The sequence below is a fragment of the Phycicoccus ginsengisoli genome (genome assembly GCF_054779295.1).
Genome location: NZ_BAAGYN010000002.1, coordinates 383,717 through 406,061, shown reverse-complemented (window position 1 = coordinate 406,061; position 22,345 = coordinate 383,717). Strand labels below are relative to the sequence as shown.

The 22,345-nt window shown below is 74.0% G+C and carries 23 protein-coding genes, 1 tRNA gene and 1 pseudogene; 13 read left to right on the top strand and 12 right to left on the bottom strand.

Translation table 11 applies throughout. From position 1 onward, the window contains the following. Window positions 1-3: 3 nt before the first annotated feature. From ACYVDO_RS04555 to ACYVDO_RS04530, 6 genes are all read right to left on the bottom strand, one after another. Window positions 4-381 carry a hypothetical protein gene (locus ACYVDO_RS04555; protein WP_460933167.1) on the bottom strand — a complete coding sequence of 126 codons (378 nt, stop codon included), beginning with the start codon at window positions 379-381 and terminating at the stop codon, window positions 4-6. 82 nt (window positions 382-463) lie between these two features. Then, window positions 464-616, bottom strand: coding sequence for a hypothetical protein (locus ACYVDO_RS04550; RefSeq protein WP_460933165.1), 153 nt, complete (start codon window positions 614-616; stop codon window positions 464-466). 105 nt (window positions 617-721) lie between these two features. Continuing rightward, window positions 722-798 (bottom strand) — tRNA-Val (locus ACYVDO_RS04545). Window positions 799-874: 76 nt separating this feature from the next. Further along, window positions 875-1,318 (bottom strand): TIGR02611 family protein, encoded by a 444-nt coding sequence (locus tag ACYVDO_RS04540; RefSeq protein ID WP_460933163.1) that lies wholly within the window; start codon window positions 1,316-1,318, stop codon window positions 875-877. A gap of 137 nt (window positions 1,319-1,455) precedes the next feature. Continuing rightward, a complete protein-coding gene (locus tag ACYVDO_RS04535; protein WP_460933161.1) occupies window positions 1,456-2,301 on the bottom strand; it encodes an aminotransferase class IV in 846 nt (281 codons plus the stop codon). Further along, complete coding sequence (locus tag ACYVDO_RS04530; RefSeq protein WP_460933159.1) at window positions 2,298-3,326, bottom strand: chorismate-binding protein; 1,029 nt, start codon at window positions 3,324-3,326, stop codon at window positions 2,298-2,300. Before ACYVDO_RS04530 ends, ACYVDO_RS04535 begins: the two co-directional genes overlap by 4 nt. A gap of 35 nt (window positions 3,327-3,361) precedes the next feature. Between ACYVDO_RS04530 and ACYVDO_RS04525 the strand changes: the two genes are divergently transcribed. The 3 genes from ACYVDO_RS04525 (at window position 3,362) to ACYVDO_RS04515 (ending at window position 6,408) form a co-directional block, all read left to right on the top strand. Then, window positions 3,362-4,561, top strand: coding sequence for a CapA family protein (locus tag ACYVDO_RS04525; RefSeq protein WP_460933157.1), 1,200 nt, complete (start codon window positions 3,362-3,364; stop codon window positions 4,559-4,561). A gap of 74 nt (window positions 4,562-4,635) precedes the next feature. After that, window positions 4,636-5,778, top strand: coding sequence for an LLM class flavin-dependent oxidoreductase (locus tag ACYVDO_RS04520; RefSeq protein WP_460933155.1), 1,143 nt, complete (start codon window positions 4,636-4,638; stop codon window positions 5,776-5,778). Further along, complete coding sequence (locus tag ACYVDO_RS04515) at window positions 5,779-6,408, top strand: FMN reductase (protein ID WP_460933152.1); 630 nt, start codon at window positions 5,779-5,781, stop codon at window positions 6,406-6,408. It begins immediately after the preceding gene. Window positions 6,409-6,580: 172 nt separating this feature from the next. On the opposite strand, the gene ACYVDO_RS04510 is transcribed toward ACYVDO_RS04515, so the two are convergent. Further along, the gene (locus ACYVDO_RS04510) at window positions 6,581-7,813 is read right to left on the bottom strand and encodes an acetyl-CoA hydrolase/transferase family protein (protein WP_460933150.1); all 1,233 of its coding nucleotides are present in this window, start codon (window positions 7,811-7,813) and stop codon (window positions 6,581-6,583) included. After that, on the bottom strand, window positions 7,810-8,277 hold the full coding sequence (locus tag ACYVDO_RS04505) for a pyridoxamine 5'-phosphate oxidase family protein (protein ID WP_460933148.1): 468 nt from the start codon (window positions 8,275-8,277) through the stop codon (window positions 7,810-7,812). The genes ACYVDO_RS04510 and ACYVDO_RS04505 overlap by 4 nt, the downstream gene beginning before the upstream one ends. 128 nt (window positions 8,278-8,405) lie before the next feature. On the opposite strand from ACYVDO_RS04505, the gene ACYVDO_RS04500 reads away from it, so the two are divergent. Further along, on the top strand, window positions 8,406-9,335 hold the full coding sequence (locus ACYVDO_RS04500; protein WP_460933146.1) for a universal stress protein: 930 nt from the start codon (window positions 8,406-8,408) through the stop codon (window positions 9,333-9,335). Further along, a complete protein-coding gene (locus tag ACYVDO_RS04495; protein WP_460933144.1) occupies window positions 9,332-9,793 on the top strand; it encodes a pyridoxamine 5'-phosphate oxidase family protein in 462 nt (153 codons plus the stop codon). The genes ACYVDO_RS04500 and ACYVDO_RS04495 overlap by 4 nt, the downstream gene beginning before the upstream one ends. Window positions 9,794-9,845: 52 nt before the next feature. Here the strand turns inward: ACYVDO_RS04495 and ACYVDO_RS04490 are convergent, their stop codons facing one another. From ACYVDO_RS04490 to ACYVDO_RS04475, 4 genes are all read right to left on the bottom strand, one after another. Continuing rightward, window positions 9,846-10,529, bottom strand: a complete 684-nt coding sequence (locus ACYVDO_RS04490) for a response regulator (RefSeq protein ID WP_460933142.1) — start codon at window positions 10,527-10,529, stop codon at window positions 9,846-9,848. 54 nt (window positions 10,530-10,583) lie between these two features. Next, window positions 10,584-11,513 (bottom strand): universal stress protein, encoded by a 930-nt coding sequence (locus ACYVDO_RS04485; RefSeq protein ID WP_460933140.1) that lies wholly within the window; start codon window positions 11,511-11,513, stop codon window positions 10,584-10,586. A 121-nt stretch (window positions 11,514-11,634) separates the two neighbouring features. Next, window positions 11,635-13,284 (bottom strand): GAF domain-containing sensor histidine kinase, encoded by a 1,650-nt coding sequence (locus tag ACYVDO_RS04480; RefSeq protein ID WP_460933138.1) that lies wholly within the window; start codon window positions 13,282-13,284, stop codon window positions 11,635-11,637. 31 nt (window positions 13,285-13,315) lie between these two features. Further along, window positions 13,316-13,945: a CBS domain-containing protein gene (locus ACYVDO_RS04475; protein ID WP_460933136.1), complete on the bottom strand. Its 630-nt coding sequence runs from the start codon at window positions 13,943-13,945 to the stop codon at window positions 13,316-13,318. 179 nt (window positions 13,946-14,124) lie between these two features. Between ACYVDO_RS04475 and ACYVDO_RS04470 the strand changes: the two genes are divergently transcribed. The 8 genes and pseudogenes from ACYVDO_RS04470 to ACYVDO_RS04435 all read left to right on the top strand — a co-directional run bounded on the left by ACYVDO_RS04470 (window position 14,125) and on the right by ACYVDO_RS04435 (window position 22,235). After that, window positions 14,125-14,553, top strand: a complete 429-nt coding sequence (locus tag ACYVDO_RS04470; RefSeq protein ID WP_460933134.1) for an OsmC family protein — start codon at window positions 14,125-14,127, stop codon at window positions 14,551-14,553. A 426-nt stretch (window positions 14,554-14,979) separates the two neighbouring features. Next, on the top strand, window positions 14,980-15,429 hold the full coding sequence (locus tag ACYVDO_RS04465) for a helix-turn-helix transcriptional regulator (RefSeq protein ID WP_460933132.1): 450 nt from the start codon (window positions 14,980-14,982) through the stop codon (window positions 15,427-15,429). Window positions 15,430-15,492: 63 nt separating this feature from the next. Beyond that, entirely contained in the window at window positions 15,493-17,877 is a 2,385-nt protein-coding gene (locus ACYVDO_RS04460) for an ATP-binding cassette domain-containing protein (protein WP_460933130.1), read from the top strand. 114 nt (window positions 17,878-17,991) lie between these two features. Further along, a complete protein-coding gene (locus ACYVDO_RS04455; protein WP_460933128.1) occupies window positions 17,992-18,753 on the top strand; it encodes an SDR family NAD(P)-dependent oxidoreductase in 762 nt (253 codons plus the stop codon). 147 nt (window positions 18,754-18,900) lie between these two features. Beyond that, a pseudogene (locus ACYVDO_RS04450) lies at window positions 18,901-19,860 on the top strand (formylglycine-generating enzyme family protein); the annotation flags it as partial. 124 nt (window positions 19,861-19,984) lie between these two features. Continuing rightward, complete coding sequence (locus ACYVDO_RS04445; protein WP_460933126.1) at window positions 19,985-20,866, top strand: universal stress protein; 882 nt, start codon at window positions 19,985-19,987, stop codon at window positions 20,864-20,866. Continuing rightward, window positions 20,863-21,279 (top strand): universal stress protein, encoded by a 417-nt coding sequence (locus ACYVDO_RS04440; RefSeq protein ID WP_460933421.1) that lies wholly within the window; start codon window positions 20,863-20,865, stop codon window positions 21,277-21,279. The genes ACYVDO_RS04445 and ACYVDO_RS04440 overlap by 4 nt, the downstream gene beginning before the upstream one ends. Next, window positions 21,276-22,235, top strand: coding sequence for a universal stress protein (locus ACYVDO_RS04435; RefSeq protein ID WP_460933124.1), 960 nt, complete (start codon window positions 21,276-21,278; stop codon window positions 22,233-22,235). Before ACYVDO_RS04440 ends, ACYVDO_RS04435 begins: the two co-directional genes overlap by 4 nt. Window positions 22,236-22,345: the final 110 nt, after the last annotated feature.

Sequence of the window (22,345 nt, the reverse complement as noted above, 5' to 3'; positions counted from 1 at the left end):
TCGTCACCCGGGTTCCCCGGGGTGTCCGACCGCGTCCCCGACGGCGACGGGGTCGCCCACCGACACCGTCCCGGGGCGCCGCACCGAGGCATACACCCCGGGGCAGCTGCCGGCGGGTCCGGTGACCTCGAGCTCCACCGTGCCGACGCGGAGGACGGCGCCGATCGCGGCCGAGAGGTCCTCGGGCGGCATCGTGACGACGACGTTGGCCCGGGCGCCGGTGGTGTCCTCGGCGGACACCACCATGACGGGGGCCTTCTTGGGCCGGTCACCCTGCAGCCCGGCGGGGTCGACGTCGACCGTCGAGACCTCCTGCCCCGGCTCGCCCTTCGTGGGGTACACGTGGATCTGCGTGACGGTCGCGCCGGGTGCCTGCTCCACGCCTCGATCGTATGCCGGTCCGCGCGTGGGCGCGGGTCGGCGCGGCCACGGGCTGCGGGTCAGCGCGGACCCGCGCGGCGGGTCAGCGCGGCGCGGCGAGCTGGTGGCTCGCGCCGTCGCCCGCACCGTCGACGAGCAGCCGCGGGGGCGGCGCCAGACCCCGGGGCGCGGACGCGGGGCCGGCCGTGGGGCGGCGTTCCTGGACGGTGCGACGGTGGTCGTGGTGCTCGGTCATGGTGATCCCCTCTCGGGTCCACGACACCACGGCGCCGCACTCGCGGGGACCCCAGAAACACGCAGGCCCACCTCCCCCAGGAGGTGGGCCTGTGCTTCGGGCGGCTGGTGGACGTGAAGGGACTCGAACCCCTGGCCTCTCGCGTGTGAAGCGAACGCTCTAACCAACTGAGCTACACGTCCAGCGCCCTTGCGGGCTCGCCGAAGAATAGCCGCACCCCCGCCCCCGGGTGAAATCCGGGTCCGGCGGTGCGGCGGGTCAGCCGAGGCCGGGGAGGCGGGTCAGGCGCTCCTCGAGGATGTCCGGGATGAGACCGGGAACGCCCGAGAGCAGGAACAGCCCGTAGAAGACCGCGAGCACCAGGACCAGCGTGGCGAGGCCGACGAGTCCCTTGAACCACCACGGTTTCGGGGCCAGCCACGTGTTCCAGTCGTCGAGCCGCGCCCGTCCCCAGTGCAGCAGCCGCTGCGCCCACTCGAACTCCGACGCGAGGATGCCCACCCCGACGAAGACGATGAGCCAGCCCGGTCCGGGCGCCGGCACGGCGACGAGGCCGCCCAGGGTGACGAGCGCGCCGACGATGCCGACGACCCAGCGGTAGATGCGGTAGCTGTGCGGGTTGGCCCGGATCCGCCGGCGCCACTCCCAGTCGTCGTCCCCGTCGTCCTCCGCGTCGGACGCCCCGCGCTCCCCCGGCTGCACCTGCGACGGTGAGGGCTGCCGCTCGGGCCCCGAGCCTGTGTCCAGCCCGGGCCCCGAGCGCGGGTCCAGCCCGGGCTCCGAGCCTGGGTCCAGCTCGGGCCCCGACGGAGGCCGCGACCGGGACCGCTGCCGGTCGGTCACGGGTCCACCCGCTCCGAGCAGAGCCGCGCGAAGACGGCGGCCGCACGCGCCGTCACGGGGCCCGGCTCGAGCGACCGGTCGTCGACGGCGTGGACCGCCAGGACGTCCTTGGTGGAGCTGGTGATGAACACCTCGTCGGCGTCCCGCAGCACCTCCAGGGGCAGGGTCTGCTCGCGGACGTCCATGCCGTCCTCACGGCACCACTCGATGGTCACCTCGCGGGTGATCCCGGCGAGGCAGCCGGACTCCAGCGGCGGGGTGATGACGACGCCGTCGACGACGACGAAGATGTTGGAGCCGGTGCCCTCGCACAGCTCACCGCGGGTGTTGCCGAAGACCGCCTCGATCGCGCCCCGCTCCTTGGCGTACGCGAGGGCGACGACGTTCTCGGCATACGAGGTGGTCTTCAGGCCCGCGACGGCGGAGCGCTCGTTGCGCACCCAGGGGACCACCGCGACTGCGGCGCTGGCCGGCGGCCGGGGCTGGGCCCCGGCCGTGACGATGTAGGTGAGCGGGCCCGAGTCGCGGTCGGAGCCGAGCGGCCCCGCTCCCCCGGTCACCGAGTAGCGCAGCCGCCCGAACTCGATCTCCGGGCCCGCCCCGAGGACCGCCTTGACCCCCTCGGCGATGTGGTCGTGGTCGGCCGGCGGCAGCCCGAGCCCGGCCAGCGTGCGGTCGAGCCGACGCGCGTGCCGCGTCGCCGCGAAGACCTGGCCCCGGTCGACCTTGGCCGTCTCGAACGCGCCGTCCCCGACCGTCACCCCGTGGTCGAGCGCCGCGATCGACGGCTCGTCGACGCCGGTCAGCCTGCCGTTGACCCACACCCTCGGCTCGTTGCTCATGCCTCCACCCTTCCAGACGCCAACCCCACCAGCCGTCGGGACTTCACCTGAGTCTCCACCCATTCCTGCTCGGGGTCGGACCCCCACGTGATGCCCGCGCCGGCCCCGAACCGCAGCCACCGGTGACCGTCCTCGTCCCGGTCTGCCCAGAACGACCGGATGCCGACCGCGAGTTCCGCTCGCCCCGCGTCGCCGTCGACCCAGCCGACCGCACCGCAGTACGGTCCCCGCGCCTGCGTCTCGAGGTCGGCGATGGCCTGCAGTGCCGTGTGCTTGGGCGCTCCGGACACCGACCCGGGCGGGAAGGTCGCCGCAAACACGTCGTCCCACCCCACCCCCGGGCGCAGCTCGCCGCTCACCGTGGAGACGAGGTGCACCATGCCCGGGTGCTCCTCCGGACGGCAGAGGGCGTCGACGCGCACCGTCCCCTCGCGACAGACGTGCGACAGGTCGTTGCGGACGAGGTCGACGATCATGACGTTCTCGGCGTAGTCCTTGGCGAGCATCGTGCCCAGCGTGACGGCCGTCCCCTTGATGGGCCTGGACTCGAGCCGGTCCCCGTCCCGCAGCAGGTATGCCTCGGGACTGGCGCAGACGACGTCCACCCCCGCCTCGGGGACGTGCACCCGACCCGCGTGCGGTGCGGGGTTGCCGCGGGCGAGCAGCTGGGCGAGGCCGTCGAGGTCGGCGTCCTCGGGCAACCGGTGGGACAGCACGCGGCAGAGGTTGACCTGGTACACCGTCCCGGCGGCGATCCGCTCGCGCACCTCGGCCACCCCGTCGAGGTAGGCCGCGTGGTCCAGGCTCGTGCGCCACTCCCGGTCCAGGGGGGCCCAGGGGACCGCGGGCGGTGGCGGGGCGTCCCGGTCGACGTCGGCGAACCGGACCGCGGTGACCTCGCCCTCGAAGCTGACGACCAGGGCCCAGAAGCCGCGGTCGAGCCCGGACAGGTCGTGACGGACCTCCACCGGCCTGGTCGCCGACACCGTCCCGAACCGGGCGTGCCCCGACGCTGGCGCCTCCACGACGGAGATCCTAGGCGGACCTACACTCGGCCCCCATGCGCCTGTCCACCCCAGCCGTCGCCGCGCTCTGCGCGCTGCTGGCCGCTGGGTGCGCGGGGGCGGCCGAGGGGTCGGCGACGGGGCCGGGGGCGCGAGCGGCCACGGGACGACCGGCGGCGACCGGGACGGCGCCCGCTCCCTCCTCCTCCCCCTCGGCGACAACCGAGCGCACGGCCACCCGGGGAGCCGCGCCCACGACGTCCGGGGCCGGGGCGGCGAGCACGTCGTCCGACCCGGGGACCCTGACCATGGCCTTCGCGGGAGACATCCACTTCGAGGAGTACCTCGCCCCGCTGGCCCGCGACCCGCGGGGGCTGGCGGAGCTGCAGGCCACCCTCGGGGCCGCGGACCTCGCCGTGGCCAACCTCGAGACGGCCATCACCGAGCGAGGCACCAGGATCGGCAAGGAGTTCCACTTCCGCGCGCCGGCCTCGGCCCTGGAGACCGTCCGCGGCGCCGGCATCGACGTGGTGAGCATGGCGAACAACCACGGCGTCGACTACGGCCCGGTCGGGCTGCAGGACACCCTCGCCGCCAAGCGCACCAGCCCGGTCCCGGTCGTCGGCATCGGCCGGGACGAGGACGAGGCCTTCGCCCCGGCCGTCGTGGAGGCCAAGGGGCTGCGGGTGGCGGTGTTCGGTGTCTCGCAGGTGTACGAGATGACCCTCGCGCGGTACTCCGCCGGCCCGGAGAAGGCGGGGATCGCCTCGAGCATGCCGACGACGCGCATCCGGTCGGCGGTCGAGCGGGCGGCCCGCCGCTACGACCTCGTCGTCGTGTTCCTGCACTGGGGCACGGACTACCAGCAGTGCCCCGACCGGCTGTCGATCGACACCGCACGGGTCCTGGAGCAGGCCGGAGCGGACATCGTCGTCGGCGGCCACTCCCACCGGGTCAACGGGGCGGGCTGGCTCGGCCGCTCCTACGTCGACTACGGCCTGGGCAACTTCGTCTGGTGGCGCAGCCGCGAGCCCGACTCGCGCTCCGGCGTCCTCACCCTGTCCGTCGACGTGGCGGCGGCGAAGGGCACGAGGCGCACGGCCGCCAGTGCCGTGCGCAAGGCGGTCTGGACACCCATGCTCATCGGCACCGACGGCATACCGAGGGTCCCGCGAGCCGCCGACAGCGCGCGCCTGCAGTCGCTGTGGAAGCAGTCCCGCGCCTGCACGGGCCTCGCCGCCTCCCCCGCGGAATAGGGGGACCCGATACCCCGTTAGGGTAATTGAAATCGCAACTACCCAGCGAGAGCAGAACGAGGAGCACGAGCACCATGCAGTTCGGCATCTTCACCGTCGGGGACGTCACCCAGGACCCCACGACCGGCCGCACCCTGAGCGAGAACGAGCGGATCAAGAACACCGTCGAGCTCGCGGTCCGGGCCGAGCAGGTCGGGCTGGACGTCTTCGCCACCGGCGAGCACCACAACCCGCCGTTCGCCGCCCCCGCCAACCCGCCGGTGCTGCTGGCCCACATCGCCGCCCGGACCTCCCGCATCGTCCTGTCGACCGCGACGACGCTGATCACGACCAACGACCCGGTGCGCATCGCCGAGGACTACGCCTACCTGCAGCACCTCGCCGACGGCCGCGTCGACCTCATGATGGGCCGCGGCAACACCGGGCCGGTCTACCCGTGGTTCGGCAAGGACATCCGCGACGGCATCCCGCTGGCCGTCGAGAACTACGCGCTGCTGCGCAGGCTGTGGACCGAGGAGAACGTCACCTGGTCCGGCAAGTACCGCACGCCGCTGCAGTCGTTCACGTCCACGCCGCGCCCGCTCGACGGTGTCGCGCCGTTCGTCTGGCACGGCTCGATCCGCTCCCCCGAGATCGCGGAGCAGGCCGCCTACTACGGAGACGGCTTCTTCCACAACAACATCTTCTGGCCGATGAGCCACACCAAGCAGATGGTGGCGCTGTACCGCCGCCGGTTCGAGCACTACGGCCACGGGAAGGCCGATCAGGCCATCGTCGGCCTCGGGGGGCAGGTGTTCATGCGCCCCAACAGCCAGGACGCCGTGCGCGAGTTCCGGCCCTACTTCGACAACGCCCCGGTCTACGGGCACGGCCCGTCGCTGGAGGAGTTCACCCGCGAGACGCCCCTCACCGTGGGCAGCCCGCAGCAGGTGATCGAGCGGTATGCCGCGATGGCCGACGAGGTGGGCGACTACCAGCGCCAGCTGTTCCTCATTGACCACGCCGGTCTCCCGCACGAGACGGTGCTGGAGCAGGTGGAGCTCCTCGGCACGCAGGTCGTCCCCGAGCTGCGGCGCATCGCCGAGGCCCGCAGGCCGGCGCACGTGCCGGACGCCCCGACCCACGCCTCGCGCGTGGCGGCCGCCGGTGGCGCGCGTGACCTCACGGTCCACGGCGTCGACGAGGTCACCGGGCTCACCGCCGAGGAGGTGGCCTGAATGACCACGGCCACACCCCGCCGGGTCGTCGTGATCCAGGCCGGTCTCGGGCAGCCGTCGTCGACGCGCCTGCTGGGCGACCGGCTCGCCGAGGCGACCCGCGACGCGCTCCTCGAGCGCGGCGTGGAGTCGCAGGTCGAGGTCGTGGAGCTGCGCGACCACGCGCAAGCGCTGGCCTCGACGCTGCTCACCGGGTTCGCCACCGGCGAGCTGCGGGCCGCACTGGACTCGGTCGCCGCAGCCGACGCGGTCATCGCGGTGACGCCGGTCTACCAGGGCTCGTTCAGCGGGCTGTTCAAGACCTTCGTCGACGTGCTCGACGACGGCTCGCTGCGGGGCACGCCGGTCCTGCTGGCCGCGACGGCCGGCACCGCACGGCACTCGCTCGTCCTCGAGCACGCGATGCGCCCGGTGTTCACCTACCTCAAGGCGGTCACTGTGCCGACCGCGGTCTTCGCGGCCTCCGAGGACTGGGGCTCCGGCGGCACCGTCGACGGCGGCCTGGCGCGACGGGTCGAGGTGGCCGCCGGCGAGCTGGCCGACCTCGTCTCCGGCCAGGGCCGGCGGCGCGAGCGGCCGGACGAGTTCGCCGACCCCGTGCCGTTCGAGGAGCTGCTCCGCGGCCACTGAGCAACACGCACCGATCGCGGGCACCCAGCCCACGCACCGAGCCCACGCACCGAGCCCACGCACCGAGCCCACGCACCTAGCCCACGCACCGAGCCCACGCACCGAGCCGCCGCGACCACACCTGGTCGCGGCGGCTCCGTCGTGTCGCCCGCGTCGGGTCGCCCCCGTCGCGTCAGCCGGCGGCGAGGCCGAGGGCCTGCGCCTCCTCCCACAGCTCGTCGCGCACCCGCGGGTGGGCGGCGTGCTCGATCAGCGCCCGGGCCTGCGCCTGCTGGTCGCACCCGAACAGCGGCGCCGCCCCGTGCTCGGTCAGCACCGCACTCGGCTGGAACGACGTCACCGGCTCGTCGAGCAGTGGCACGACGGTCGACACGTCGGCCCGCGGGTGCCAGCTGCGCAGGGCGATGAGCGCCTGCCCCCCGGGCGAGTGCAGGGCCCCCACGACGAAGTCGGTCTGGCCGCCGTAGCCCGAGTGGATCCGCCCACCCACCCGCGAGGCGTTCACCTGCCCGTAGAGGTCGACCTCCAACGCGGTGTTGATGCTGACCATGGCGGGGTTGGCCGCGATCCGGCCGGGGTCGTTCGTGCGCTCGGTGCGCAGCATCCGGATCGTGCGGTTGTGGTCGACGTGGGCGTAGAGCTCCGGCGAGCCGAAGCAGAACGACGCCGTCACGGGCCGGTCGGGGTCCAGCGCGCCGGCCGCGTGCAGCGAGAGCAGCCCGTCGGAGAACATCTCGGTCCAGATCCCCAGTCCGCGCCGTGCGGTCAGGCCCGCCACGACGCAGTCGGGCACCGCGCCGATCCCCATCTGGATCGTGGCGCCGTCCTCGACCCGGGCCGCCACCCGTTCGGCCACCTGGCGGCTGGCGTCGTCGGGCACCGCCGGCACGGGCGTCGGCAGCGGCTCGTCGACCTCGACGGCCAGGTCGACCATCGACTCCTCGAGCTCCCCGTCGCCGTACGTGTACGGCATGTGCCGGTTCAGCACCGCGACGACCAGACCGTCCCGCGCACGGCAGGCCTCCACGGCCGCGGGCAGCACGTTGACCTCCGCACCCAGGCTGAGCCGCCCGTCCTCCCCCGGGGCGCAGTGCACGACCACCACGTCGGGCGGTGTCACGGTCCGGAGCAGGAGCGGTGCCATCGACAGCCGGCACGGCAGGTACGACAGCGCCGGGTGGTGGCGCATCCCGGGCCCCACGAACGTCGTCTCGGCGACGACCCCCTCCCGTGTCGGCACCCCGGTGCCGGCGTTCAGCATCCAGAGCCGGTATGCCGGGACCGCCCGGTCGAGCGCGGCGACGACGGTCCACGGCGTGGCGGCGTTGCCGCTGACCACCACCCGGGGCTCGCCGGGCAGCGCGGCGAGGCGGCACTCGAGCTCCGCGAGGCCGACGGTCCTCACTCGGCGGGTCGAGCGGGAGCGGTGGTCGTGGCGCGGTAGCCACCGCGCACCGGGAACCGGCGACCGCTCACCGAGTCGGGCTCGATGCGGACCAGACGTGGCTTCGGGCCGGCGTGCCACGGCAGCAGCGGCAGGGTCAGCACGTCCAGGATGTCGTCCACGTCGTGCACCTCACGGGCGTGGCCGCGCAGGACGACGCTCCACGCGGTCCCCTGCTCCGCGGCATACCCGTCGACCTCGAAGGCCACCCACGACCCGGCCGAGCTGGCGAAGAGCGTGCCCGACCCCGTGCGGAAGACGACGCTGCCGTGGTCGACCACGAAGTTGACCGGGAAGATGTCCGGCCGTCCGTCGTGCAGGACGGCCAGCCGCCCGACCGGTTGCTCGCGCAGCAGGGCCCAGCACTCCGGCACGTCCAGGAGCTCCAGGGGTGCTGCACCGGCGACGGGTTGGTTGGCGTCCATGGCTCCACGGTGCCCTGTCCGCTTCCACCGCTTCAAGGCCCAAAGTCCCTGTCCCACAGCCACCGCGGCAATGAGGCTGGACGGGCAGGAGCCGACCGCTCATGCCACACCGACCCCAGGAGGAGCAAATGTCGACCACCAGCACGCGGCACCCGATCGTCGTGGGCGTCGACGAGAGCCCGCAGAGCCGCCTTGCCCTGGACTGGGCCGTCGACGAGGCGCGACGGCGCAAGCTCCCCCTCGAGCTCGTCCACGCCCAGCCGATGCCGCTGCGCGGGCCGGCGGTCGACACCGCCTTCACCCGGCCCGGCGTCGACGGCGTCCTCGAGGACGCGACCGCCCGGGTCCGTGCCCTCTCCCCCGACGCTGAGGTCATGGCCTCCGGTGGCCACGGCTCGGCCGCCCCCATGCTGGTCGACGCCTCCCGCGACGCCACCATGGTGGTCATCGGCGCGCGCGGCCGCGGGGCCCTGCGCAGCGCCATGCTCGGGTCGACCTCCCTCGACGTCGCCGCCCACGCCCACAGCCCGGTGGTCGTGGTGCGCGAGCTCTTCCAGCCACTGCCCGACCGGCCCGGGGTCGTCGTCGGGATCGACGGCTCGCCGCTGAGCGAGGGCGCGCTCGCCGAGGCCTTCCGACAGGCCGACGCCCGCGGACTCCCCCTGACAGTGGTCCACGCGTGGTTCCTCGACTATGCCGGGACCGGGCTGGCCGTCCTGGCGACCGACACCCAGGTCGCCGAGCTGGCCGAGGAGGAGCGCCGGCTGGCGGACGACTCCGTCGCCCGGTGGGTCCGGACGTATCCCGGCGTCACCGTCCGCAAGCACGTGCTCAACGCCCATCCTGTGCAGGCGCTCGTCGACCACTCCAAGGGTGCCGAGCTCCTCGTGGTCGGCAGCCGCGGTCGTGGTGGCTTCGGCGGCCTGGTCCTGGGGTCGGTGAGCCAGGGCGTCCTGCACCACGCGCACTGCCCGGTGATGGTGGTGCGGACCCAGCTCGAGACCGTGCCCTCGGCAGCAGCCGTGTCCGCCTCGGGGTCACAGGTGGTGGCGCCATGACCACCGACCAGGCCCGGTCGGCCGGCGCCCGTCGTCCCGGTGTCGACGTCCCGACGGACCACACGGGGCTGCGGGTGCTCGATCTCGATGAGTGCCTCGAGCTGGTCGCGTCGACGCCCGTGGGCCGGATCGCCTTCGAGCTCGACGGCGAGATCACGGTGCTGCCGGTGGCGCACCTCGTCGACGGCGTGGACGTCTGCTTCCGAACGGCCGGCAGTTCGAAGATCCAGGCCGCGGTCGACCGCGAGCGGGTCGCCTACGAGGCCGACGCGTTCGACCCGACGACGCGGACCGGCTGGAGCGTGCTCGTCCAGGGAATCGCGACCATCGTCGAGGAGGAGGCCGAGGCGCGCCGGCTCGACCAGCACGCGCCGGCCCTGTGGGTTCCCGTACAGCCCGAGTCGATGACCTGGGTGCGGGTGCGGGCCCAGTCCGTCAGCGGACGCGCGGTCGGCTGACCGGAGAAGGTGCCGGACCCGGTCTCGTGCGGGTCCGCCGCGCTCGTACGGGTCACCCGCGGGCGGTCGAGTCGTGCGACCCGGCACCGTTGTGGTTGTTGTGGTTCAGCCCCTGACCGGCGACGTAGACCGCAGCCTGGGTGCGCCGCTCCATGCCGAGCTTGCCCAGGACCGACGTGACGTAGTTCTTGACGGTCTTCTCCGCCAGCGACAGCCGTTCGCCGATCTGCCGGTTCGTCAGACCCTCGCCGACGCACTCGAGGATGCGGCGCTCCTGCGGGGTGAGGCTGGCCAGCCGGGGGTCGGTCGGTTGCTCGTGGCCCCACTGGGCCCTGAGCCGCTGGACCACCGCGGCGTCGAGCAGCGTCTCACCGGCCGCGACGCGCCTGATCGAGCTGACCAGGTCGCTGCCGTGGACGTCCTTGAGGACGTAGCCGGCGGCGCCCGCGGCCACGGCTGCGGTAAGGGCCGCGTCGTCGTCGTAGGAAGTGAGGATGAGCCCGGCGATGGAAGGGTCGACCGAGCGCACGTCACGGCACACGTCGATGCCCGACCCGTCGGGCAGCCGGGCGTCCAGGACCATCACGGAGGGTCGCAGGGCGGGGATCCGCCGGGCGGCCTCCTGGGCGCTGCCGGACTCGCCGACTACGACGAGGTCCTCCTCGACCTCCAACAGCTCGCGAAGCCCGCGCCGGACCACCTCGTGGTCGTCGAGCAGGTACACACCGATCTTCACAGAACCACCTCCGGTCGGTCCCAGCCTAGGGCGTCATGGGCGACCCCGGGCGCTTCACCACCACCCCTGCCGGACGACCGCCACCGGCACGAGTGCCGTGCGCACGACCGAGTGGCAGACCGAGCCGAGCGCCAGCCCGGCGAAGCCGCCGTGGCCGCGACTCCCGACGACGAGCAGCCCCGCGTCCTGCGCGCTGGCGCTGAGGACGTCGGCGACCGGTCCCTGCACCACCGACCCGCCCACGTCCAGGTCGGGGTGCTCGTGCCGTACGTGCTCGACAGCTCCCGCGAGCTCGCGCCGGGCCTCCTCCTCGCGTGCCTGCGAGACGAAGGCCTGGTCGCCGGGGGTCGCGGTCAGCGGCCCCGGTCCCGTGGGCTGCCACGCCGTCACGACCCGGACGTCCCCGCCACCGGCCAGGGCCAGGCGCGCCCCGAGGTCGAGCGCCGACCTCGAGGACCGCGAGCCGTCGACCCCGACGACGACGTCGCGCGAGGCCAAGCGGGGGTCCGCGTGCTCGGGCACCAGCACGACCGGGCAGCGGGCGTGCAGGGTCACGCCGAACGACACGGACCCCAGGGCGGCGACGCCCCGTGCGCGAGCCGCACCGACCACGACGAGCGCCGCGGAGGCCGACCGCGCGACGAGCTCCCCGGCGGCACCGCCCGCGGTCCCCACGACCCGAGCCGGAGCAGCGCCGGGAGCGGCGTCGTGGGCGATCTGCGCGCCCCGCCGAGCCAGCTCCCGACCCATCCGGACCGCCTCCGGTGCACGGGCGCCCAGCCCTGCCCCTGCGCCGAGCTCGACCGCGCAGACGACCGTGAGCACCGAGCCCAAGCGCTCGGCCTCGACGGCCGCCCACCGCACCGCCGCGTCGGCCGCCGGGGTCGCGTCGTAGCCGACGACCACCTCGCCCCAGCTGAGGTCGGGTTCGTCACCCAGCGTGGCCGGGCGACGGCCCCGCGGGGCCAGCGACGTCACATTCATGCGGCCCATGCTGACGGTTCAGCCGGGCCGCGGGACAGGGGCCAAGGTCCCTGTGGACGGGGACCCGCGAGCGGGCCCTGTCGGGAACCCGGCACGACCCCGTGGCGTGGGCGGACGACCGTCAGGCCTTCTCCAACGGGACGGACCAGACGAGCTCGGTGCCCCCCTCGGCCGGCACGCCGATGACCAGCTGGCCGCCCCGGGTCGTGGCGCGGCGGGCGAGGTTGTCCAGGCCGGAGCGGCGGGTGCCGGGCTGCACGCCCCGACCGTTGTCCCGCACCTCCACCCGCAGCTGGTCGGCCGCGTCCACCAGCACCGACACGACGCTCGCGCCGGCGTGGCGCGCGGCGTTGCTGAGGGCCTCCCGGACCACCGCGAGCAGGTCGGCGGCGAGCTGCTCGGGCACGTCGGCGAGGGTGCCTCTCACCGTGAGGGAGGGGGCGAACCCCAGGGTGACCACGGCGTTCTCGCACAGCGTCGTGACCTCCGACGCGAGGCTGCGCGAGTCGGGTGAGCGGTGCAGCGCGAAGATGGTGTGGCGGATGTCCTTGATCACGGCGTCGACCTCGTCGACCGCGGCCTCGACCCGCTCCCGGGCCGCAGCGTCGGTGAGCTGCCGGCCCAGCGACTGCAGCGACAGGCCGGTGGCGAACAGTCGCTGGATGACGTGGTCGTGCATGTCGCGGGCGATCCGGTCCCGGTCCTCCAGCAGGTCGATGCGACCACGCTCCTCCTGGGCCTGGGCAGCCGTCAGCCCGACCCCGAGCCGTTGGCCGAAGTCGAGCAGCGGTGCGGTGAAGCCGTTGACGGTGGTCATGTCCCGGACGGCCAGCACGCCCAGCGGCTCGCCCCCCGCACCCAGGGAGACCAGCACCAGCCCGCCCTCCGCCTCATGCACCCCCCGGGACGGGGAGGCCAGCTCGGCGAGCCAGTCCTGGTCGTGGACGACCGTCCCGACCTGGGGCGCGCCCTCACCCGCGGCTGCTGCGACCACGAGGTCGCTGCCCCGGGGAACGGCGATCGCGCAGCTCGTGGCGTCGGTGAGCTCGAGGACGTGGTGGACCGCGTTGGCGAGCACGTCGCCCTGCGCCCGCCCCTGGAGCAGCGCCGAGACGAGGTCACGGGTCGCCTCACCCCACCGTTGCTGGGTGACGCTGCGGTTGTAGAGCCGGGCGTTGTCGATGGCGACGCCGGCCGCGGCCGCGAGGGCGGTGAGGATCACCTCGTCGTCGGCGGTGAACTCGGTGCCCGAGAGCTTGTCGGTCATGTACAGGTTGCCGAACACCTCGTTGCGGATCCGGATCGGCGTGCCGAGGAAGCTCGTCATGAGCGGGTGGTTCTCCGGGAAGCCGTAGGACTCCGGGTGCTCGTGGATGTCGGCGACCCGCTGCGGGTGCGGGCTGTGGATGAGCAGCCCGAGCAGCCCCCGCCCGTGCGGCAGCGGGCCGATGCGCTCCCGCTCCTCCTCGCTCACCCCGTAGGTCACGAACTCCACGAGCTGGTCGCCCTCCGGCCCGAGCACGCCCAGGGCCCCGTAGCGCGCCCCCACCAGGTGGCAGGCGGACTCCACGATCCTGCGCAGGACCGTCGGCAGCTCGAGGTCGGAACTCACCGCCACCACGGCGTCGAGCAGGGCGGAGAGCCGTTCCTGGGCGGCGCGGGCACTGCCCGCCCGGTCGCGGAGCTCGTCCAGCAGGTCGTCCAGCTCCAGCGCCGAGAGCCGGAGCATGCTGCCCGGTCCCGTCGCGTCAGGCGTCTCGTCGGCTGCCACGGGCCCCATCGTAGGAGGCCAGCGGGGCGGGTCAGGCCTCACTCCGCGCATCGCGTGGCGTGGAGTCGACGACCACGGAGCGCACCCCTGGAGCCGTGGAGGCGATCGCCGACGCCACCCGCGCCGCGCTGTCGGAAGCAAGGCCCGAGAGCGTGACCACCCCTCGCCGCACCTCGACGGTGCAGCCCTCCCCCGCGACGGCCGCGATGTCGTGGACCACCTGGGTCCAGATCTCTGCGTCCGCACGCCCGAGCACCCGGATCACGTCGCTGCGGCTGACGATCCCGCACAGCGCCCCGTGGTCGTCGACCACGGGGATGCTCTTCCACCCGGTGTCGGCCATGCAGGCCGCGACCTCCGAGACGTCGGCGCCGCGGTGCACCGTCACCGGGTCGGGGGTCATGACGGCGTCCACGTAGCGCGGCCAGGCGGCGTCCTGCGCGGTCGTGGCGGCCAGCGGCCGCAGGTGCGCGCGTGAGTCGGCGCCCAGGTGCAGGCGCAGCACGTCGGCCTCGCTGAGGATGCCCACGACGAGGCCACTGCGGTCGACGACGGGCAACGCCGAGACGCGCCGGTCGGCGAGCAGCCGCACCGCCGCGTCCAGCGGGCACTCGGTGTCGACGGCGACGACGTCGCTGGTCATCAGTTCGCTGACGAGCACAACCCCTCCTCGGGCCACCGGACGGGCGTCCGGACGGCACGACCATGGTCCTCCCGGAGGTGTCCGGGGCGCAGGGCCCAAGGTCCCCTGCCCGTTGCGGGGGGCCATGGACCGCCTAGATTGGACGCTGGCCGCGGGACCGCCCGCGTCCGCTCGACGTACCAGCGAAGGAGCAGAGCATGGCCACCACCCGCACCGCCGCCGCCCACTGGGAGGGTTCCCTCATGGAGGGCTCCGGCGAGGTCACCCTCCAGTCCTCCGGCGTCGGGACGTATGCCGTGTCCTGGCCCTCCCGCGCGGAGGAGGCGAACGGCAAGACCAGCCCGGAGGAGCTCATCGCCGCCGCACACTCGACCTGCTACTCGATGGCGTTGTCGCACGCCCTCGCCCAGGCCGGCACCCCGCCGACCACCATCGACACGACCGCCGCGGTGACGTTCCAGCCCGGCACCGGGATCACGGGCATCGCGCTGTCCGTCGTGGGCGCCGTCCCCGGCATCAGCGCCGAGGACTTCGAGAAGGCGGCCCAGGACGCCAAGGAGAACTGCCCCGTCAGTGCCGCCCTCAAAGCGGTGCCGATCACGCTGGAGACCTCCTTCTCCGCCTGACCGCACCGTCCTCCGCCTGACCCGCGGCGTCCCGGCCGGTCACGGCCGCTCGAGGGGCCGCCCGACGCCATGTCGGCGGCCCCTCTCGCGCACCGTCACGCAGCCTGCGTGCGGTACGTCCGTACGACGCGGCCATGCGCCGCGTGGTCCGTCTCGCCCCGCGGCGCTGCTGGCGGCCGCCGTCTCGCTCACGGCCTGCACCGGCGCCCACGCCTCGTCCAGCGGGGGCGCACCTGCGCCGGGCACCACGGCATACCCACGCCTGTCCCCACTCTGCCCGCCACCCGCCGCGCCACCGGCGGTGACGGTCGCCCAGCTCACCGGGCCGTGTCCGGGACTGGACCTGCCGCTGCGGCAGGCCGGACGCCTCGGAGCGGAAGCGGACATCTCCACTGTCACGGTCGCGGGTCGTGCGACGATGCCGGGGTGACGCTCGCACCGTCCGCGGCCCAGCGCCTGCGCGACCTGGCACGCCTGCGCAGGGTCCGGGTCCGCATCGACCGCGACTTCGCCCAGCCGCTCAGCGTGGGTGCCCTGGCACGGGAGGCGCACCTGTCGACGGGGCACCTGGGCCGGCAGTTCAAGGCCGTCTACGGCGAGTCGCCCCATGCCTACCTGATGACGCGCCGCGTCGAGCGTGCCATGACGCTGCTGCGCGGGGGCGACCTCACCGTCACCGAGGTCTGCGCGGCAGTCGGGTGCTCCTCGCTGGGCACCTTCAGCACGCGGTTCTCCGAGCTGGTGGGTATGCCGCCGAGCACCTACCGCGCTCTGGCGGCCCGCGGCCGGGACGAAGTGCCTTCGTGCATCGCCAAGCAGGCCACCCGACCGGTCAGGAAACGAGAGGCGCGCAGGCCCCTTCCCGACCTAGCGTGACCTCCATGGACCGCCGCAGCTCCCACGCCCCCGCCCCGACCGACCCCGCCGGACGGCGCTGACGTGGCCGCCCGCACCAGCGACCCTGTCGCCCGCCCCACCGACCCGGCCGACCGCCACGACCTGATCCGGGTGCACGGAGCCCGGGAGAACAACCTCAAGGACGTCGACGTCGAGCTGCCCAAGCGGCGGCTGACGGTGTTCACGGGGGTGTCGGGGTCGGGGAAGAGCTCCCTCGTCTTCGGCACGATCGCGGCCGAGTCCCAGCGCCTCATCAACGAGACCTACAGCGCCTTCGTGCAGGGATTCATGCCCACCCTGTCCCGCCCCGACGTCGACCGCCTCGAGGGGCTGACGACGGCGATCATCGTGGACCAGGAGCGGATGGGGGCCAACCCGCGGTCCACCGTCGGCACGGCGACCGACGCCAACGCCATGCTGCGGATCCTCTTCTCCCGCCTCGCGGAGCCGCACATCGGCCCGCCCACGGCCTTCGCGTTCAACGTCCCGACCCGGACGGCCAGCGGGGTGATGCGGACCGACAGGGGCCACGGCGAGAAGACCGTCGTCCGGGATGTCGTCTACCAGGGCGGCATGTGCCCGCGGTGCGAGGGCATGGGCTCGGTCAGCGACTTCGACCTCACCGCGATCTACGACGCGGACAAGTCCCTCTCGGAGGGCGCCCTGCTGGTGCCCGGCTACAGCATGGACGGCTGGTACGGGCGGGTCTTCTCGGGGGCCGGGCTGCCGATGGACAAGCCGATCGGGAAGTACACCGACAGGCAGCTGCACAAGCTGCTGTACGGCCAGCCCGAGAAGATCCGGGTCGAGGGCGTCAACCTGACCTACGAGGGCGTCCTGACCAAGGTGCAGAAGTCGATGCTGTCGAAGGACGTCGAGGCCATGCAGCCGCACGTCCGCAGGTTCGTCGAGCGTGCCGTGACCTTCACGACCTGTCCCGACTGCGAGGGCACCAGGCTGTCGCGGGAGGCGCGCTCCGCGCGGATCAGGGGTAGGAACATCGCCGAGCTGTGCTCGATGCAGATCACCGACCTCGCAGACTGGCTGCGCGACCTGCACGAGCCGACGGTCGCACCGCTGCTCGCCGGGCTGCAGGACCTGCTCGACGCCTTCGCCGAGATCGGCCTCGGATACCTCTCGCTCGACCGCCCGGCCGGCACCCTGTCCGGCGGTGAGGCGCAGCGCACCAAGATGATCCGGCACCTCGGCTCCTCCCTGACGGACGTCACCTACGTCTTCGACGAGCCCACGATCGGCCTGCACCCGCACGACATCGAGCGGATGAACACGCTGCTGCTCCAGCTGCGCGACAAGGGCAACACCGTGCTGGTCGTCGAGCACAAGCCGGAGACCATCGCCATCGCCGACCACGCGGTCGACCTCGGTCCGGGGGCGGGGACCGCCGGCGGGAGCGTCTGCTTCGAGGGCACGGTGGAGGGGCTGCGCGCCTCCGACACCGTCACCGGCCGGCACCTCGACGACCGCGCCTCGCTCAAGGCGTCCGTCCGCACGGCGACCGGCGCGCTCGAGGTCCGGGGGGCCTCGACGCACAACCTGCAGGACGTGTCGGTCGACATCCCGCTCGGGGTCCTCTGCGTCCTGACGGGGGTCGCCGGCTCGGGCAAGAGCTCGCTCGTCCAGGGGTCGGTGGGCGGCCGGGAGGGCGTGGTCGTGGTCGACCAGGGCGCCATCAAGGGCTCGCGGCGCAGCAACCCGGCCACCTACACCGGGCTGCTGGAGCCGGTCCGCAAGGCGTTCGCCAAGGCCAACGGGGTCAAGCCGGCCCTGTTCAGCTCGAACTCCGAGGGCGCCTGCCCGGCCTGCAACGGAGCGGGCGTCATCTTCACCGACCTCGGCGTCATGGCGACGGTCGAGTCGGTGTGCGAGGAGTGCGAGGGCCGCCGCTTCCAGGCAGCCGTGCTCGAGTACACGCTCGGCGGCCGCAGCATCGCCGAGGTGCTGGCCATGTCGGTCACCGAGGCCGAGGCCTTCTTCGCCGAAGGTGCCGCCCGCACCCCGGCCGCCCACGCGGTGCTCGACCGGCTCACCGACGTCGGGCTGGGCTACCTCACGCTGGGCCAGCCCCTCACCACCTTGTCCGGGGGCGAGCGCCAGCGCCTCAAGCTGGCCACCCAGATGGGCGAGAAGGGCGAGGTCTACGTCCTCGACGAGCCGACCACCGGCCTGCACCTCGCGGACGTCGAGCAGTTGCTCGGCCTGCTGGACCGGCTGGTCGACTCCGGGCGGTCCGTCATCGTCATCGAGCACCACCAGGCCGTCATGGCCCACGCCGACTGGATCATCGACCTGGGCCCCGGAGCCGGGCACGACGGCGGCCGCGTGGTCTTCGAGGGGACTCCGGCCGAGCTCGTCGCCTCCGGCGGCACCCTCACCGGCAAGCACCTCGCGGCCTACGTCGGCGCCTGACCACACCACCTCGTCACCGGCCGGCGGGACCTCCGTCCCTGTCCGCGGCGGAGACGGGGCGCGCAGGCTGGAGCCCTCGACGAGGAAGGCCCTCGACGTGGAAGGGCAACGGACATGAACAGCTATGGCCTGGGCGGCAGGGTCGCCGTCGTCACCGGGGGCGCGTCGGGCATCGGCCGGGCCTGCGCCCACGTCCTCGCGCGGTCGGGGGCCGACGTCTCGGTCTGGGACCGCGACCGGGCCGCCGTCGACGTGGTGCTCAAGGAGCTCGACGCCTACGACTACCGCAGCCACGGCGCCGTCGTCGACGTGGGGGACGCTGCAGCGGTGGACGCGGCGATGGACGAGGTGCGCGACACCCTCGGCCACGTGGACATCGCGGTGTGCAACGCCGGGATCGGCGGAGCGGCCCTCAGCAGCGGCGACTACACCGACGAGGCCTGGCACGAGGTGATCCGGGTCAACCTCGATGGCGTGTTCTACACCCAGCGGGCCGCGATCCGGGCGATGAAGGCCTCGGGCCGCGGCGGCTCGATCATCAACATGGCCTCGATCCTGGGGGCCGTCGGCTTCCCGACGGCCAGCGCGTACACGGCCGCGAAGCACGGTGTCGTGGGCCTGACCCAGGCCGCGGCGTGGGAGCACGCGGCCGACCACATCCGAGTCAACGCCGTGGGTCCCGGGTTCATCCGGACCCCGCTCGTCGAGACCCACCTCGACGAGGCCGCGCTCGAGGCCCTGGCCGCCCAGCACGCGCTGCAGCGGATCGGCGAGCCCGAGGAGGTCGCCGAGCTGGTGGCCTGGCTCGCCAGCGACGGTGCCTCCTTCGCGACGGGTACCTACTACCCGATCGACGGCGGGTTCCTCGCCCGCTGAGTCGCCGGGCCGGTGTCACGCACTGGCGCCGGTCCCCGGCGGTGCCCGGGCCACGCGTGCGGCTCCTCGACTGGACGACCGGACCCGGCCACCGGGATCGGGCCACCGCGCCTCGGCGACCGGGACCCGGCCGGGTACGGTTCGGTCGTGAGCACCGAACCCTCGTGCTGTGCACCGCGCCGAGAGGGCCACGACCGCCCCTCGGCGGCTCCCGCGGCGGTGCCGGGCGCCCTTGGGGCACACCAGGTCCCGCAGGTCCGCGTGCCGGGCGGGCGCCTCCTCATGGGCGACGCCCAGGGCGACGGCAAGCCGGGCGACGGCGAGACCCCGGTCCACCCGGTGCTGCTGTCGGCGTTCGAGATCGACGCCACGACCGTGACGAACGCCGACTTCGCGCGCTTCGTCGACTCGACGGGGTACCGCACGGAGGCCGAGACGTTCGGCCTGTCGGCGGTCTTCCACCTCGCCGTGCGGGCTCGCACCGAGGACGTCACGGGTCCCGCCACCGGCGCCCCCTGGTGGCTCGGGGTGCGCGGTGCGGACTGGCGTCACCCCGGCGGCCCCCTCTCGGACCTCGACGGCCTGGACGACCACCCGGTGGTGCACGTGAGCTGGAACGACGCGCAGGCGTATGCCGCGTGGGCCGGCCGCCGGCTCCCCACCGAGGCACAGTGGGAGCACGCCTCGCGCGGCGGTCTCGAGAGCAGGCGCTACCCCTGGGGCGACGAGGTGCCGGCCGAGGACGAGGACGGCTGGCCGTGCAACATCTGGCAGGGCGCCTTCCCCCTGACCAACACCCTGCGCGACGGCTACCTCACGACCGCGCCGGCGAAGTCGTTCCGCCCCAACCGGTTCGGGCTGTGGCAGACCGTCGGGAACGTCTGGGAGTGGTGCGCGGACTGGTTCAACCCGCGGACCTACGAGCTGGCCCTGCGCCGGGGCGAGGAGACCGACCCGGCCGGCCCGGCATACGGCATGGCCCGGGTGATGCGCGGCGGGTCCTACCTGTGCCACGACTCCTACTGCAACCGCTACCGCAACGCGGCCCGCACCTCGAACACGGCCGACTCCTCCAGCGGCAACATCGGCTTCCGGACCGTCGCCGCTGCCGGCGCCGCCTGGCCGCCCGCGGCGGTCCCGAACCGGGCGGAAACGGCGGACGTGCCAGGGACCTTCGCCCCTCCCCCTCGACCTCCCGGTCCCGGAGGCTGGGGGCAGGAAGGGAGCCCCCATGACCACCCAGGCCAGGCACCAGCGCACCCCCGTCGTCGTCGGCGTCGACGCCGACGACCCCATCCAGGCCGTCCTCGACACCGCCGCCGACCTCGCCACCGCGCTCGGCCACCCGCTGCACGTCGTCAACGCGACCGGCGTGGGCATCGTCCCGTGGACCCCGGAGATGGTCGGCCGGCAGGAGGCGCGCACCGAGTCGGTGCGCGCCGGGCTCGAGACCCGCTGCCGCACCGCCGTCACCGCCGAGACGGTCTACGCCAGCCCGGCGAAGGCACTCGTCGACGCGAGCCACGGGGCGGCCCTCGTGGTGCTCGGCGCCGGACGCCTCGGCGCCGTGCCCGCGGCCGTGCTCGGCGCGACGACGCACCAGGTCGCGGCCCACGCGGCGTGCCCCGTGCTCGTCGTCCCCCACGACGTCCTCCTGAGGCACGACGGTCCGGTCGTCGTCGGCGTGGACGCGGACCCGCACAGCGAGCCCGCCGTGGAGTACGCCTTCGCCGAGGCGTCGCGCCGTGGGGTCGACCTGGTGGCCGTGCACTCGTGGTGGTGGGAGGCCCCCGACGCGATGATGTCGGGCCGCGAGTGGGAGGACGACTTCGGCGCGGTCGCCGACACGCAGCACCGGCAGCTGGCCGAGATGCTGGCCGGCTGGCAGGAGAAGTACCCGGACGTGCAGCTCCGCACCGAGGTCGTCCGGGGGCAGGCCGTCCCGACCCTGCGCGACGAGGCGCGGGACGCGCAGCTCCTGGTGGTGGGCAGCCGCGGCCGAGGCGGCTTCCGCGGGCTGCTGCTCGGCTCGGTGAGCACCCGCCTGCTCCACCAGAGCCCGTGCCCCGTGGTCGTCGTGCCCTCCTTCCCACGGCGAAGGGAGCTGTCATGACGTCGACGGCGCAGGCCCACGGGGCCCCGCCCGCTGCTGCCCACGGTGCGGAGGTCGTGGTCGCCCTGGCCAACGACGAGTCCGCACGGCGGGTGGCGCAGGCGGGGGTACGCCTCGCCCACCAGCTGGGCGCGCCGGTCCGGTTCGTGCACGTCCTCCCGGAGCGGCTGGACCCCGACGAGCGGTCCGACGCCGAGCAGCCGACGTTCTCCGCCGCCATGGCCGCCTTGCGCCGTTCGGGCCGGGACGCGCGAGCCACCTTCGAGTCGACCACCGGGGACCCGGTGGACCTGTTGGTTGCCCGGTGCGCCGGGGCCCGGCTGCTCGTCATCGGGAAAGACGCCGAGGAGGGCGTGGTGGGCGCGAGCTGCCGCAGGCGCGTGCGCTGCCCGGTCCACGAGGTGACGTCGTGAACGGCGGCGTGCACGACCCGGCTGCCGTCGTGGTCGGGCTGGACCTGTCGGCCACCAGCGAGCTCGCGGTCGACTGGGGCGCGACGGAGGCCGCGCTGCGCGGCTGCCCGCTCGAGCTGGTCCACGTCGTGCCGCCGACGCCCCTGCCCGCCGTGGTGGTGTCCGACACCGACGACCACCACCCCGTCTACGGCGACACCCCGCCGCTGACCCTGCCGCACTCCCGGTGCGAGGCAGTGGGCGCACGGGTGCGCAGCACCCACCCCGGCCTCGACGTGCGGGTGCGCGTGGTGCCCGGTGCGGACCCCGCCACCACCCTCCTGGAGGAGTCGCGCAGCTGCGCCGTGCTCGCCCTGGGCGCCAGAGGGCTGGGGACGCTGCGCGGGATGCTCCTCGGCTCGGTCTCCCGGGCCGTGACCGAGCGTGCCCACGGGCCGGTCGTGGTCGTGCGGCACGCTGCGTCGACGACGCTCCCCGACCAGCGCATCGTCGTGGGGGTCGACGGCAGCCAGGTGTCGTCCCCGGCCCTGCGCTTCGCCTTCGAGGAGGCCCGCCGCCGCGGCACGGGGCTCACGGCGGTGCACGCCTGGCAGCCGGACGTCCGAACCCCGTCGGCGGAGTGGTGGCCCGAGGACCCGATCCGCAGCGAGGTCGACGAGCGCGTCGTGGCGTCGGAGTCGCTGGCCGGCTTCCGCGAGGAGTTCCCCGAGGTCGACGTGCGCGTGCACGTGGCCCAGCAGGACGCCGCTGCGGAGCTGGTGCGGCTCAGCACCGGCGCAGGGCTGCTCGTCGTCGGCTCCCGCGGCCGCGGTGCCGTGGCGACCGCCGTGCTCGGCTCGGTGTCGGCCACCGTGCTGCGCAAGGCGCACTGCCCCGTGGCCGTCGTCCACCCTGACAGGGAGAACGCGCCGTCAGCCGGCCCCCAGAACACCCGGGCGAGCAGCGGTCAGGGCTGACATCCGACGCGCGCGATTCCCCGAGTCAGCCAGTGTCACGGTCCCCCCGACAGTGCCGGAGGCTCGGCCGGGTGAACCGGCCGCACTCGCCTGACTTCTGCCGCGTCCTG